The organism is Collinsella aerofaciens, assembly GCF_005844325.1.
Taxonomy (GTDB): domain Bacteria; phylum Actinomycetota; class Coriobacteriia; order Coriobacteriales; family Coriobacteriaceae; genus Collinsella; species Collinsella aerofaciens_G.
Genome location: NZ_SPFY01000028.1, coordinates 1 through 13864, shown reverse-complemented (window position 1 = coordinate 13864; position 13864 = coordinate 1). Strand labels below are relative to the sequence as shown.

Sequence of the window (13864 nt, the reverse complement as noted above, 5' to 3'; positions counted from 1 at the left end):
ACTTAAAAAGGGGCGCTGACTGAGATAGTCAGCGCCCCTTTTGTTAGGTGGGTTAGCCTCCGAGGTAGGCTTTGCGGACGTTGTCGTCATGCAGGAGCTCTTGGCCGGTGCCGGTCATGGTGATCTTGCCGGTCTCGAGCACGTAACCGCGTGTGGCGATGGAAAGCGCCATCTGCGCGTTTTGCTCGACCAGAAGCACCGTGGTGCCGGCCTTGTGCAGGTCCTCGACAATCTGGAAGATCTGTTCGATCAGAATCGGTGCCAGACCCATGGAAGGTTCGTCGAGCATGAGCAGCTTGGGATTACTCATAAGGGCGCGGCCCATAACGAGCATCTGCTGCTCGCCGCCCGAAAGGGTGCCGGCGACCTGGCGACGGCGCTCCTTCAGGCGCGGGAACTGCTCGTAGACGCGCTCAAGGCCCGGAGCAACCGTGGACTTGGGCTGCGTGTAGGCGCCCATCTCCAGGTTCTCCTCGACCGTCATCTGCAAAAAGGCGCGACGGCCCTCGGGCACCTGGGCCAGGCCCTTACCAACCAGCTTATCGGCGGGCGTATGAGTAATGTCCTCGCCCATAAACTTGATGGAGCCGGTCTTGGAGCGCAGCAGGCCCGAGACGGTCTTGAGCGTTGTGGACTTGCCGGCACCGTTCGCACCGATCAGAGCCACGATCTCGCCCTCGTTGACGTTAAAGGAGATGTCCTTGATGGCGTGGATGGCGCCGTACCAGACGTTGATGTTGTAGACGGAAAGCATCGGCTCTGCCATTTAGTTCTCCCCCTTATCCTGCTTGCCCAGATATGCCTCGATAACGGCGTCGTTGTTCTGGATTTCCTCTGCCGTGCCCTTGGCGATGACCTTACCAAAGTTGAGCACGCAGATACCCTCGCAAATATTCATGACGAGCGACATGTCGTGCTCGATAAGCATGATGGCGATACCAAAGGTGTCGCGAATCTTAACGATGTTCTCCATGAGTTCCGCGGTCTCGGACGGGTTCATGCCGGCGGCAGGCTCGTCGAGCAGCAGCAGTTTGGGGTTGGTGGCAAGCGCGCGGACGATCTCCAGACGACGCTGAGCGCCGTAAGGCAGCGATCCGGCCTGCTCGTTTGCCAGATGCTCCATATCAAAGATGGACAGCAGCTCCATGGCGCGCTCGTGGGCGGCCTTCTCGTGCTTCCAATACGTCGGCAGGCGCAGCACGCCCTCAAAGCCGGAGTAACGCTCCTGGTTATGCAGACCGACCTTAACGTTATCCTCCACCGTCATGGTGTTGAACAGGCGAATGTTCTGGAAGGTACGGGCAATACCCATGCGGTTGACCTGATAGACCGACTTGCCCGAGGTATCCTCTCCGTCGAGCAGGATGGTGCCGTGCGTGGGCTGATACACCTTGGTGAGCAGGTTGAAGACCGTGGTCTTACCGGCACCGTTGGGGCCGATCAGACCGGCGATCTCGGTCTTGCCGATAGTCAGGCTAAAGTCGTCGACTGCCTTAAGGCCACCGAACTCAATGCCCAGGTGGATGCACTCGAGTGCAGGGCGCTCGCCCAGGTCACGATCGGGAACGATGGCGCCAGAAGGATACGGGACCATCTTGCCCTTCTTGAACTCAAATTTACTGGGCATCGGCTGCCACCTCCTTCTTGGAAGCAAAGCGATCCTTAATGCGTGCGAAGAACGCCTTGAGCTGCGGGTTGTTGGTAAAGATCATGACCAGGATCAGCACGATAGCGTAAATGAGCATACGGTAGTCCGAGAACTGACGGAGCAGCTCGGGAAGCACCGTGAGCAGCGCCGCCGCGATGACGGAGCCGCGCATATTGCCCAGACCGCCCAGGACCACGAACACCAGAATGAGGATGGACGTGTTGAAGTCGAACTTGGTGGCGGAGAGCTGCGAGAAGTTACCGCCGAAGAGGGCTCCGGCAGCACCGGCGAGGGCAGCGGAAACCACGAAGGCGATCATGCGGTACTCGGTGACGGAGATGCCTACGGACTCGGCTGCAATCTTGTTATCGCGCACGGCCATAATGGCACGGCCGGTACGGCTGCGAACCAGGTTGAGCACGATCACGAGTGCGACCATGACCAGGATGGCACCGGCGAGGAAGGTCGAGTACGTCGACACGCCCGAGGCGCCCTGGGCGCCCTTGATGATGGCGGTGCCGTCCTCGAGCAGGTGCAGGTCGTCGATCGTAGAGTTGCCCGTGATGTTAAAGATCACGTGCAGGCCGCGCGAGTCGACACCCACGATAAGGCAAGTGACGATCTCTTTGATGATCTCGCCAAAAGCCAGGGTCACGATGGCCAGATAGTCGCCGCTCAGGCGCAGGACCGGGATACCGATCAAGAAGCCCAAGACGGCAGCGGCGATAGCGCCGACCACGATGCTGATGACAAGGCGCACCGGATCGGAGGGAACGGCGCTCTCGAGGGCGACCGCGGTGACGATTCCCGTATAGGCGCCGACGCTCATAAAGCCCGCATGGCCCAGCGACAGGTCGCCCGCGATGCCGACGACAAGGTTGAGGGAAATGGCCATGACGATGTAGGCCGTAATGGGAACCAACTGACCGGCGATCATGCGCGGAATCATGTGGTTCGACTGCATAAAGAACACGATGGCGAAGGCCACGATGCACATGGCATACGTAACAAAGTCGTGACGCGTCTGCTTATCTTTAAGAAACTTCATAACGCTCACCTACACCTTCTCGGGGACGTACTTGCCCAAGAGGCCGGCAGGCTTGACGAGCAGGACGATGATCAAAACACCAAAGACGATGGAGTTGGCAAGGCTCGTGGAAATGTAGGCCTGCGCCATCGCCTCGATGATGCCGATGAGAATGCCACCGACAAAGGCGCCGGGGATGGAACCGATGCCACCGAAGACGGCGGCGTCGAAGGCCTTGATGCCAGGCATGGCGCCCGTCGTAGGCTGCAGCACCGGCGAGTAGGAGCACAGCAGCACGCCGGCGATGGCGGCAAGGGCAGAGCCGATGGCAAACGTCATCGAGATGGTGCGGTTGACGTTGATGCCCATGAGCTGAGCGGCGGCCTTGTCCTCGGACACGGCACGCATGGCCTTACCCATCTTGGTCTTACCTGTAAAGAACATCAGGCCGGCCATGATAACCAGGCAGGCGACGATGGTGACGAGCGAGACGGCGCTTACGTTGAACTTGGCCAAGAACTCCGGCACCTGGAAGGTGACGAGCGAAGTGAAGTTCTTGGGCGTGGCGCCCCACAGAAGCTGCGCGGCGTTCTGCAGGAAGTAAGACACGCCGATAGCCGTGATCAGAACGGCCAGCGGGCCCGCCTGACGCAGCGGCTTGTATGCCAGACCCTCGATGAGAACACCGAGAACGGTACAGACCACACAAGAGAGAACTACAGATGCCCAGCCCGGGAGGCCGAGATACGACGTGGCGCAGAACGAGACATAGGCACCGACCATGATAACGTCGCCGTGAGCGAAGTTCAGCATCTTGGCGATACCGTAGACCATGGTGTAGCCCAACGCGATGATGGCGTAGACGCTGCCCATGGACAGGCCGTTGACCAGGTATTGGATAAAGACCGTCATGTTCCACATCCCCCTTTCGAATAGGTTTCCAGTTGATGTATGAAACAGGGACGTTACATCGTCCCTAGATACCAAGCAAGCAGGGAAGGCCAAAACCTCCCCTGCTTGGGATCAAAACCGCTCTATGTAAGGCGGCCAATTAGGCCTGTACGTACTTGCCGTCGGTGATGACGTACGCCGTGGGCTCCTTCTGGACCTGGCCCTTATCGTTCCAGGTGAGCTTGCCGGTCAGACCGTCAACGGTAATCTTGAGCATAGCCTTGGACAGCTTCTCGGCGGCCTCGGTCGGGTCGGCGTCGACACCAAGACCGGCCTCCTTGAGGGCCTCGGCCACCGCGTGCACGCCGTCGTAGGCGTCGGCGGCAAACTGGTCGGGGGTATCGCCGTACTTATCCTTGTAAGCGTTGACGAAGTCGGCGTTCTTCTCGTCGTCGGCGGAGAACGGGGTCATGAGCAGCAGACCCTCGGCAAGAGAGGTATCGAAGCCCTCAACGCCCAGGATGCCGTCCATGCCGTCGCAGCCCATCATCTTGACGTCGTAGCCCATGTCCTTGGCGTTCTTGAGCAGGACGGACGCCGGCGTGTAGTAGATCGGCGCAAAGATCATGGTGGCGCCGGCCTGCTTGGCCTTGGTCAGCTGGTTCGTAAAGCTCGTGGCGGAGTCGTCCTTAAAGGTCTCCTCGTCAACAATCTCGAGCTTGGACTCAGCGGCCTGGGCCTTAAAGGAATCTGCGATGCCCGAAGAATAGGCGTCGCCGGAGTTATAGAACAGCACGAACTTCTCGTCCGCATACTTCTGCGCCAGGAACTTGGCAGCGTTGACACCCTGGTTGGGGTCGGTGAAGCAAACCTGGAAGACGCAATCCTTGCCGTCGGTGACGTCCTCGGAGGACGCGGACGGGGTGATCATGAACGTCTTGGGGTCGTTACCACACTCTGCGGCAACGGCAACCGACGCACCCGTGGTAGTCGGGCCGACGAGGGCCTGCATGCCCCAGTCGAGCAGGGTGTTGAAGGCGTTGACGGCCTTCTCGCCATCGGCCTGGTCATCCTCGGCCTTGCTGGCAAGCGGCAGCTCCTTGGTCGAAAAATCCTTGCAGCCAAGCTCGACACCCTGGGTAACGGACTTGCCGTAGGACGCGTTGGCGCCGGTCAGCGGGCCGATGGTGCCGATCTTAAACGAAGCGTCGCTCGAAGCGGAACCGCTGTCGCCGCCGTTGGAGGAGCAGCCAGCTAGAATGGACATCGCCCCCAGACCTGCTGCGCTCGCGATAACGCTCCTGCGATTCATAACAGGGTTCAATGACTTACCGGTGAGGCTCGACATGCGGCTCTCCTCTCAAATCTCGTCGGGTTTCGGTTACCCGACAGGCCATCCTTCGCCGTGTTCGGCGTTCGCAAAATAGTAGACGCTTTAGTTGAGAAAAGTGGCGATTATTTCAACTTTTCTTTTGCTTTGTCCATTTATCCATTTTTATGCGTATTTCTATCAGTTTATGCAGTTTAGCCACTTTATTATGTGAAAGTAATGTTTCTGTTCTGTTACAAGCGCCCTTGCCCTGAATAAAACGGCCTCACCGGTCTCGTTATATGCACTTAGGCGGAGATGTACTTGCCGTCCTGGATTACATAGGCTGTCCATGCCGTCGGCACCCATTAGTGTCATGTCGTAGCTCATGTCCTTGGCGTTCTTGAGCAAAACGGACGCTGGGGTGAAATAGATCGGGGCAAAAATAAGCGTGGCTCCGACAAGGAAACTCCTGCGGTTAAGTACGTTGTTGATGCTAAGCATGGTGCCCCCCTCTTCGCTGGCCGCAGTGCGGCCGTCTTGCGGTACGGGGCAAACCTCATGGTGCAAACGTTGACAGTTTGTTACGGAGTTCCGTTTGTAGCGAGCATGTTTCCAATGTTTCCGCAGCGTTTCGGGGGTGCCGTTTTGTGCGACTCCTGTTGCCTGGCGAGCACGCGCCCTCGGTTCACGCTAGAATGCACTCAACCTTTAAGCGGTTAATCCATCCATAAGATGCACGAAGGAGCTATCTATGAGCGAACCCCTGCGCACCGTGAACGTCGGTCTGATCGGTCTGGGAACCGTCGGCGGCGGCGTGGCCCGTCTGATCAAGAGCCACCACGATGAGTACCTGGCAGCCTACGGCATCGACCTTAAGCTGACCCGCGCCTGCGCGCTTGCTTGGGAGCAGGCCGAGGCGGCAGGCATTGAGCGCGAGGCCTTTACGAGTGACTGGCACGACGTCGTCAGCGACCCCGCCGTCGACATCGTCGTCGAGCTGATCGGCGGTGAGCATCCCGCAACCGAGATCTTCACCACTGCCTTTGAGCACGGCAAGCACGTCGTCTCTGCCAACAAAGCCCTACTGGGCCGTCACGTCGAGACGCTTGCCGAGAAGGCACGCGCGTGCGGCGTGCAGATTAAGTGCGAGGCCAGCTGCGGCGGCGGCATCCCCATCGTGAGCACGCTTGAGCACGACCTGGTGGGCAACAAGATCCTGACCATCGCCGGTATTCTCAACGGTACCACCAACTACATCCTGTCGCGCATGGACGCCGAGGGTGCCGATTACGCCGACGTGCTCGCCGACGCGCAGGCCAAGGGCTATGCCGAGGCCGACCCGTCCGCCGACGTCGACGGCTTCGACGCCGCCAGCAAAACGGCGATCCTCGCCTCCATCGGCTTTGGCACCCGTGTGACCACCGACGACGTATACCAGCAGGGCATCCGTACCATCGGCGCCGAGGACATCGCCCAGGCACGCGAACTCGGCTACACCATTAAGCTGCTCGGCATCGCCCGCAACACCGACGCCGGCGTCGACGTCCGCGTGCATCCCACGCTGATCCCCGCCGACCACATGCTCGCCAAGGTCAACGGCGCCATGAACGCCGTCTACGTGGTGGGTGACGCCGTGGGCGAAACCATGTTCTACGGTGCCGGCGCAGGCTCCTTCCCCACCGCAAGCGCCGTCGTGGGCGATATCCTGTCGCTCTCCGAGCAGATCAGCCGCGGCGTGGCTCCGCTTCCCGAGATTGAGCCCTATGGTCACAACCTCGCCTTTAAGCCCATGGACGAACTCCAGACCAAGTACTATGTGCGTCTGAAGGTCGCCGACCGCGTGGGCGCCCTGTCCGAGACGGTCGACATCTTTGCCAAGCACAACATCTCGATCTCGCTCATCAACCAGGTCGAGGACGGCAAGTCGGGCGTCAGCGATGCCTGCTCGGTCATCTTCCTGACGCACCGCGCACTCGAGAAGGACGTCCAGGCTGCCGCCGCCGAGCTTGCCAGTGTCGACTGCGTGGCCGAGGTCGCCAACGTCCTGCGTATCGAGGACGTCGAGGCCTGGACCGAAGGTGTTATGGCCAACTAATCCAACGCTTGCCTAGCAATACACGCTTTGAGGGCTCCCGTCCGATGTGGGACGGGAGCCCTTTTGTCTCCTGCCCCAAGCACAACGGCAGAGTACATTTGCGCGAACCGCTCATCGGTAACGCGGGCTACCGTTCACCGATATGCAGACGCGACCGATTCCGGCTACCGCTACGCTGTGCTGCGAATGTCCGCCCGCGATGAGAGGAAGCACCATGTTGCTCGAGGGCAAGAAAGCAATCATCACCGGAGGCACGCGCGGTATCGGCTATGCCATCGCCTGTCGCTTTATCGAGGAGGGCGCCGCCGTCACGGTCTTTGGCTCGCGTCAGGAGACTGCCGACGCCGCCGTTGAAAAGCTGGCCGCAGCCTATCCCGAGGCCAAGGTCTGGGGCCGCACCTGCGACCTCACCTCGCTCGAGGCCGTAACCGAGGCCTTTACCGAGGCAGCCGCCGACATGGGTGGCCTGGACACGGTCGTTAACAACGCCGGCATCTCCCAGCGCTCGCCGCTTCTGGAGTACACGGCCGAAGAGTTCGCCAAGGTCATGGACCTCAACGTCGTCGCCGTCTTTAACGGCCACCAAGCCGCTGCCAAGATTATGGCCGAGGCAGGCCACGGCGGCACCATCACCACCACGAGCTCGATGGTCGCCAAGTACGGTCAGCCCTCCGGCGTTGGCTATCCCACGTCCAAGTTCGCCGTCAACGGTATGGTCCAGTCGCTCTCGCGCGAGCTCGCCCCCATGGGCATTCGCGTCAACGCTGTCGCTCCCGGCGTGACCAAGACCGATATGGTCGCCAACCTTCCCGAAGAGGTCATCAAGCCCATCATCGCCACCATTCCGCTCGGCCGCATGGGCGAGCCCGAGGACGTCGCCAACGCCTTCGTTTTCCTAGCGAGCGACATGTCCTCCTATGTCACGGGCGCCGTGCTCCCCGTCGACGGAGCCGCCCGCTCTTAAGGGACCACAAGCCTCAGCTCCCAGCCTCAACATAGTCCAACAAAGAAGGCGCGCCGTCTGCATCAACTGCAGGCAGCGCGCCTTCTTCTGTTTGAAAGGGAAGCTGTGTCCCGGAATTCCGACTCAGACCGGGACGCAGCTTCCCTCAGGGCCATGTTTCGGAAAGAGCGCCCCGTTTTGAACGCCGATTCTGGGATACCGTTTCCGCAACGGGTCTCTCGCGGAAACTGCATCCCACTCTGAGCGCCCATTCCGGGACACAGTTTCCCAACGGCCCCCGTTTCGGAAACCACATCCCGTTCCGAGCCTTCAAAGCAGGACGCGGCTTCCCCGAGAGAGTATCGACTACTTGCCGTCGTCGTCCTCGGCTTCTTCTCTTGCATAGAGCTCCAGCATGCGGCGGCGGTATTCGCGCACGGCGAGCTTGGCGCGCTCCAGGCGGCGACGCTCGCGCGGAGTCAGCTCGGACGGGTCGACCTCGTCTCCATAGGTCTTATCGGCAAGAAGATGTGCCGCGTCCACAATACGGGCATCGATATGGCCGCTCGCCGCCTCGGCGGAAAGACGCTCGGCAATCGTATCGAGCGTAGGCAAGCCCTCGAATACGCGACCATGGCCATGCGAAGTCAGCAGCTCGTGCTCACGTGCGAGCAGGCTCGCCAAATCGTGATGGGCGCGCAGGATGTCGAGCGCATCGGATGGATGCTCGGCAACTTCTGCCACGGCGGCGACCGGCGCGGCGTCGACCACGCGGTAGAAGAGCTGCGCGAGCAACGGCATCAAGAACACCGTGATGGCACCGGCGGCAACCATGACCGACGCAATATCTTGCGACAGCGCGCCCGCGTTGACGGCAACGCTTGTCACGGCAACGATGATCGGCAGGGCCGTGGTGCAGTACAGGGCCACGGTAATGCGACCATACGCCGACACATCGCGCGTCGCAGGACAAATGCTCATAGAGATGAGAATGGGAACGGCACGAATAATCAACAACGCCACGATAAAGCCCACGAGCAGACCCGGGCGCGACGCCACGGCCGTCAGATTGATCTTTGCGCCCGATACGGTAAAGAATACCGGAATCAAAAAGCCGTAGGCCAGGCCGTCGAGCTTGGTCTCGAGCGTATGGTTGCCCTCGGGGATGATGTAGCGCAGGACAAAGCCGGCGGCAAAAGAACCCAACACGATGTCGAGATCAAAGACAGCCGAGAACGCCACGAGTGTGACCAGGATGAGCACCGTCAGGCGCACGAAGGTCTGCGACGTGGTATCGGCACGTTCCTCGACAAACGCAAAGAAGCGGCTGCCGACGCGCTTGGAGCGGCTCGGGACCACGGCCAGCAACACGCAGACCACCGCAAACAAGCCAAGGATCACAAGCGTTTGGATGCCGGTGCGGGCAGACAGCAGCACCGACATGGCAAGCACAGGGCCGAGCTCACCCCAAGTGCCATACGCGAGAATCGAGTCGCCCACGCGCGTGCCGGTGAGCGAGCGCTCACGCATGATGGGCACGAGCGTACCGAGCGCCGTCGAAGTGAGGGCAAGCGTCACGGCGATACCGTCGAAATGACTGACCGAGAACCACGGGGTAAAGCGTACGGCAAGCCAGGCGATACCAAACGTGACGACCCACGTCGCCAAGCCGTAGCGCCCCTCGACGCCCGTGATGCTCTTGGGGTCGATCTCAAAGCCGGCAAGCAGGAACAAGAAGGCCAGGCCCAGCTCGGACACAAGCGAGACCTCGGCATCTACATGGATGACGCCGAGCATATGGGGTCCCAGCACCGCGCCGAGCACGAGCAAAAAGACCGTCTCGGGAACGGGTTTTCCGGGAATCGCCGAGGCGATAAAAGGACTCGCAAAGGCCACGAGTGCGATGATGGCGAGCGAAACGAATGCCATGTGATGCCTTTCTCTTGTTTGCGCTTCACTGTAGCACCCTCGCCGTCCTCAACGCGCCGCGAGCTGTCGTATCATAGTGAGGTTTACAAACATGTGGCTCAAGGCGACCGCGAGGCTTGTCCCGTAAACCGACCGCTGCCGCATACCGTACCGTACGCCCAACCGATCAGGAAGGCAGGAACCAATGGTCTCTCGTATCTACGTGGAGAAGAAACCCGGGTTCGACGTCGAGGCTCAGCAGCTCAAGGGCGAGCTGACCGAAATTCTCGGCATCAAGGGCATCGAGGCCCTGAGGATCATCAACCGCTACGACGTCGAGGGCATCGACGAGGAGCTTTTCCGCTCCTGCGTGCCGACCGTCTTTAGCGAGCCCCAGGTCGATGTGACCTACGACGAACTCCCCGCAAGCGATGGCGCCGTCTTTGCCGTCGAATTCCTGCCTGGCCAGTTTGACCAGCGCGCCGACTCCGCCAGCGAGTGCGTGCAGCTCATCAGCCAGGGCGAGCGCCCCGCCGTGCGCTCCGCCAAGGTCTATATGATCTCGGGCGCTCTGGACGAGGCCGCCAGCGATGCCATCAAGCACTACGTGGTGAACCCCGTCGAGGCGCGCATCGCCTCGCTCGACCTGCCCGAGACGCTGTACATGGAGACTCCCGAGCCCCAGCCCGTCGAGGTGCTCGACGGCTTCCGCAAGCTCGACGAGGCCGGCCTTGCCGCCTTTATCGCCGATCGCGGCCTTGCCATGGACGAGGCAGACATCGCCTTCTGCCAGCAGTACTTCCGCGATGAGGACCGCGACCCCACCATCACCGAGATCCGCGTGATCGACACCTACTGGTCCGACCACTGCCGCCACACCACCTTCGGCACCGTCCTGGACGACGTGACGATCGACGACGCCGTGGTGCAGCAAGCCTTCGACCGCTACATGGAGATGCGCCACGAACTCGGCCGCGACGCCAAGCCCGTCTGCCTCATGGACATGGGCACCATCGGCGCCAAGTACCTTAAGAAGACCGGCGTCATGACCGATGTCGACGAGTCCGAGGAGATCAACGCCTGCACCGTCAAGGTGAAGGTCGATGTCGACGGCGAGGACCAGGACTGGCTGTTCCTGTTTAAGAACGAGACCCACAACCACCCGACCGAGATCGAGCCCTTCGGCGGTGCCGCCACCTGCGTGGGCGGCGCCATCCGCGACCCGCTCTCGGGCCGCAGCTACGTGTACCAGGCCATGCGTGTCACCGGCGCCGGTGACCCCACCGTCCCGGTTTCCGAGACGCTCGAGGGCAAGCTGCCGCAGCGCAAGCTCGTGACCACTGCCGCCGCCGGCTACTCCAGCTACGGCAACCAGATCGGCCTTGCCACCGGTCAGGTCAACGAACTCTATCACCCCGGTTACGTGGCCAAGCGCATGGAGGTTGGCGCCGTCGTGGGCGCTACCCCGGCAAACCACGTTCGTCGCGAGTGCCCCGCCCCCACCGACAAGATCATCCTGCTGGGCGGCCGCACCGGCCGCGATGGCATCGGTGGCGCCACCGGCTCCTCCAAGACCCAGAACACCGAGTCCATCGAGACCTCGGGTGCCGAGGTCCAGAAGGGCAACGCCCCTGTCGAGCGCAAGCTGCAGCGTCTGTTCCGCCGCGGCGACGCCTGCCGTCTGATCAAGCGCTGCAACGACTTTGGCGCCGGCGGCGTCTCGGTCGCCGTGGGCGAGCTTGCCGACGGCCTGTATGTCGACCTGGACACCGTGACCAAGAAGTACGACGGCCTGGACGGCACCGAGCTCGCTATCTCTGAGTCCCAGGAGCGCATGGCCTGCGCCGTCGCCGACGGTGACGTCGAGGAGTTCATGGGCTACGCCGCCGAGGAGAACCTGGAGGCGACCGTTATCGCCGAGGTTACCGCTGAGCCGCGCATGCGCATGGCCTGGAACGGCGTCGCTATCGTCGACCTGTCCCGCGAGTTCCTCAACTCCAACGGCGCACCCAAGCACCAGGTCGCCCACGTGTGCGCCCGTAGCGTGTGGCAGCCCAGCTGGGCCGGCACCACGCTCGCCGAGCGCATGACCTCGCTCGTCACCGACCTCAACGTCGCTTCCAACAAGGGCCTTTCCGAGCGCTTCGACTCCACCATCGGCGCCGCGACCGTGCTCATGCCCTTTGGCGGCAAGACGCAGCTCACCCCCAGCTCGGCCATGGTCGCCAAGTTCCCCGTGGGCGGCGAGACCACCACGGCGAGTGCCATGGCATGGGGCTTCAACCCCTATCTGATGGAGGCCGACCAGTTTGCGGGCGCCTACCTGTCCGTGGTCGAGTCCATCGCCAAGCTCGTGGCTGCCGGCTTTGAGCACAAGCGCGCCTATCTCTCCTTCCAGGAGTACTTCGAGCGTCTGCGCACCGAGGCCGAGCGCTGGGGCAAGCCCACGGCAGCCGTCCTGGGCGCCCTCATGGCCCAAGTCGACCTGGGTGCCGGCGCCATCGGCGGCAAGGACTCCATGAGCGGTTCGTTTGAGGACGAGACCGGCGAGCTCAACGTTCCGCCGACCCTGATCAGCTTCGCCGTCGCCGTGGGCAAGGCCGCCCGCGCCGTCTCGCCCGAGTTCAAGGGCCTCACGCACCGCGTCGTCCGCATCGCCCCCGCCACCTATGGCGAGGACTACCGTCCCGACGCCCAGCAGTTGCTCGCCGCGTTTGACGCCGTCGAGGCGCTCACTGCTACCGGCAACGCCCTGGCCATATCCACGCCCGGCTACGGCTGCGGCGCCGAGAGCCTCTTTAAGATGTGCGTCGGTAACCAGATCGGTATCGAGCTTGCCGAGGATGTAGACGTGGAGAGCCTCTTCACCCCGCTCTACGGCAGTTTTATCGTCGAGCTCGCCGAGGACGCCGAGCTGCCCGAGGTCGCCGACGGCGTTGTCGTCGAGCCCCTGGGCACCACCGTCGAGGGCTATGTCATCGACACCGGCTCCGAGGTCATCGAGCTCGCCGAGCTCCAGGAGGCCTGGGAGAGCGGCATCGAGGGCGTCTTCGCCTACCGCAGCGCCGGCGAGACCCCCGAGGTCGAGACCATCGACTTCCGCGCCAAGGATATCCACGTGTACGGCGGCGCCAAGATCGCCCGCCCGCGCGTGATCATCCCCGTGTTCCCCGGCAACAACTGCGAGTACGACAGCGCCCGCGCCTTCCGTGCCGCCGGTGCCGAGGCCGACACCTTCGTGATCAACAACCTCACGCCCGAGGCCGTCGCCGAGAGCACCCACGAGCTTGCCCGCCGCATCCGTGCAAGCCAGATCGTTATGATCCCCGGCGGCTTCTCGGGCGGCGACGAGCCCGACGGCTCTGCCAAGTTCATCACGGCGTTCTTCCGCGCTCCCGAGGTCACCGAGGCAGTCCGCGACCTGCTCAAGGCCCGCGATGGCCTGATGCTGGGCATCTGCAACGGCTTCCAGGCCCTGATCAAGCTCGGCCTGGTGCCCTACGGCGACATCGTCGACGCCACGCCCGATGCGCCCACGTTGACGTTCAACACCATCGGTCGCCACCAGAGCCGTCTGGTGCGCACCCGCATCTCGTCCAACTTGTCCCCGTGGCTGTCGCAGTGCAGCCTGGACGACCCCTATACCGTCGCCATCAGCCACGGCGAGGGCCGCTTTGTCGCCAATGACGAAGTGCTCGCCCAGCTGATCGCCAACGGCCAGGTCGCCACGCAGTACGTGGGCGAGAACGGCAAACCCAGCATGGACCTTTCCGTCAACCCCAACGGCTCCGCACTCGCCATCGAGGGCATCACGAGCCCCGACGGCCGTGTCCTGGGCAAGATGGGCCATGCCGAGCGTCGCGGCGACAACCTGTACTGCAACGTGCCCGAGCATGTCCCCGGCGACAAATTCATGCCGATCTTTGAGAGCGGCGTAGCCTACTTCGCTTAATACGTTCCCATCGGGTACAATCCCCTCGGGTAAATCAGAACCACCCTTAAAAAGGGTGGTTTGCTCTTAGGGTATAACCCACGGGCCC

Annotated in this window: 10 protein-coding genes; 3 read left to right on the top strand and 7 right to left on the bottom strand. The window is 62.1% G+C overall.

Annotated features, from left to right (window positions below):
- Positions 1 to 52: 52 nt before the first annotated feature.
- The 6 genes from FGQ61_RS08250 to FGQ61_RS09715 all read right to left on the bottom strand — a co-directional run bounded on the left by FGQ61_RS08250 (position 53) and on the right by FGQ61_RS09715 (position 5379).
- Positions 53 to 766 (bottom strand): ABC transporter ATP-binding protein, encoded by a 714-nt coding sequence (locus FGQ61_RS08250; RefSeq protein ID WP_006234438.1) that lies wholly within the window; start codon positions 764 to 766, stop codon positions 53 to 55.
- Complete coding sequence (locus FGQ61_RS08245) at positions 767 to 1627, bottom strand: ABC transporter ATP-binding protein (protein WP_055310550.1); 861 nt, start codon at positions 1625 to 1627, stop codon at positions 767 to 769. It lies immediately after the preceding gene.
- On the bottom strand, positions 1617 to 2696 hold the full coding sequence (locus FGQ61_RS08240; RefSeq protein WP_138375196.1) for a branched-chain amino acid ABC transporter permease: 1080 nt from the start codon (positions 2694 to 2696) through the stop codon (positions 1617 to 1619). The genes FGQ61_RS08245 and FGQ61_RS08240 overlap by 11 nt, the downstream gene beginning before the upstream one ends.
- Positions 2697 to 2705: 9 nt before the next feature.
- Positions 2706 to 3587: a branched-chain amino acid ABC transporter permease gene (locus FGQ61_RS08235; RefSeq protein WP_099432746.1), complete on the bottom strand. Its 882-nt coding sequence runs from the start codon at positions 3585 to 3587 to the stop codon at positions 2706 to 2708.
- A 139-nt stretch (positions 3588 to 3726) separates the two neighbouring features.
- Positions 3727 to 4914 (bottom strand): ABC transporter substrate-binding protein, encoded by a 1188-nt coding sequence (locus FGQ61_RS08230; protein ID WP_138375195.1) that lies wholly within the window; start codon positions 4912 to 4914, stop codon positions 3727 to 3729.
- A 162-nt stretch (positions 4915 to 5076) separates the two neighbouring features.
- Complete coding sequence (locus tag FGQ61_RS09715; RefSeq protein ID WP_229025963.1) at positions 5077 to 5379, bottom strand: hypothetical protein; 303 nt, start codon at positions 5377 to 5379, stop codon at positions 5077 to 5079.
- 250 nt (positions 5380 to 5629) lie between these two features.
- Here FGQ61_RS09715 and FGQ61_RS08220 point away from each other — a divergent pair, with 250 nt between their 5' ends.
- Positions 5630 to 6973, top strand: a complete 1344-nt coding sequence (locus FGQ61_RS08220; RefSeq protein WP_138375194.1) for a homoserine dehydrogenase — start codon at positions 5630 to 5632, stop codon at positions 6971 to 6973.
- Positions 6974 to 7187: 214 nt separating this feature from the next.
- Positions 7188 to 7937, top strand: coding sequence for an SDR family NAD(P)-dependent oxidoreductase (locus FGQ61_RS08215; RefSeq protein WP_171021559.1), 750 nt, complete (start codon positions 7188 to 7190; stop codon positions 7935 to 7937).
- 345 nt (positions 7938 to 8282) lie between these two features.
- Here FGQ61_RS08215 and FGQ61_RS08210 read toward each other — a convergent pair whose 3' ends face one another.
- Positions 8283 to 9845 (bottom strand): cation:proton antiporter domain-containing protein, encoded by a 1563-nt coding sequence (locus FGQ61_RS08210; RefSeq protein ID WP_138375193.1) that lies wholly within the window; start codon positions 9843 to 9845, stop codon positions 8283 to 8285.
- 184 nt (positions 9846 to 10029) lie between these two features.
- On the opposite strand from FGQ61_RS08210, the gene FGQ61_RS08205 reads away from it, so the two are divergent.
- Positions 10030 to 13776, top strand: a complete 3747-nt coding sequence (locus tag FGQ61_RS08205; protein WP_138375192.1) for a phosphoribosylformylglycinamidine synthase — start codon at positions 10030 to 10032, stop codon at positions 13774 to 13776.
- The last annotated feature ends 88 nt before the right edge of the window (positions 13777 to 13864 follow it).

Bases quoted from the DNA above. Each gene is read 5' to 3' on its own strand.
- FGQ61_RS08235 (WP_099432746.1), bottom strand. From the start codon at position 3,587: ATGACGGTCTTTATCCAATACCTGGTCAACGGCCTGTCCATGGGCAGC.
- FGQ61_RS08230 (WP_138375195.1), bottom strand. From the start codon at position 4,914: ATGTCGAGCCTCACCGGTAAGTCATTGAACCCTGTTATGAATCGCAGG.
- FGQ61_RS08245 (WP_055310550.1), bottom strand. From the start codon at position 1,627: ATGCCCAGTAAATTTGAGTTCAAGAAGGGCAAGATGGTCCCGTATCCT.
- FGQ61_RS08250 (WP_006234438.1), bottom strand. From the start codon at position 766: ATGGCAGAGCCGATGCTTTCCGTCTACAACATCAACGTCTGGTACGGC.
- FGQ61_RS08240 (WP_138375196.1), bottom strand. From the start codon at position 2,696: ATGAAGTTTCTTAAAGATAAGCAGACGCGTCACGACTTTGTTACGTAT.
- FGQ61_RS08210 (WP_138375193.1), bottom strand. From the start codon at position 9,845: ATGGCATTCGTTTCGCTCGCCATCATCGCACTCGTGGCCTTTGCGAGT.
- FGQ61_RS09715 (WP_229025963.1), bottom strand. From the start codon at position 5,379: ATGCTTAGCATCAACAACGTACTTAACCGCAGGAGTTTCCTTGTCGGA.
- FGQ61_RS08215 (WP_171021559.1), top strand. From the start codon at position 7,188: ATGTTGCTCGAGGGCAAGAAAGCAATCATCACCGGAGGCACGCGCGGT.
- FGQ61_RS08205 (WP_138375192.1), top strand. From the start codon at position 10,030: ATGGTCTCTCGTATCTACGTGGAGAAGAAACCCGGGTTCGACGTCGAG.
- FGQ61_RS08220 (WP_138375194.1), top strand. From the start codon at position 5,630: ATGAGCGAACCCCTGCGCACCGTGAACGTCGGTCTGATCGGTCTGGGA.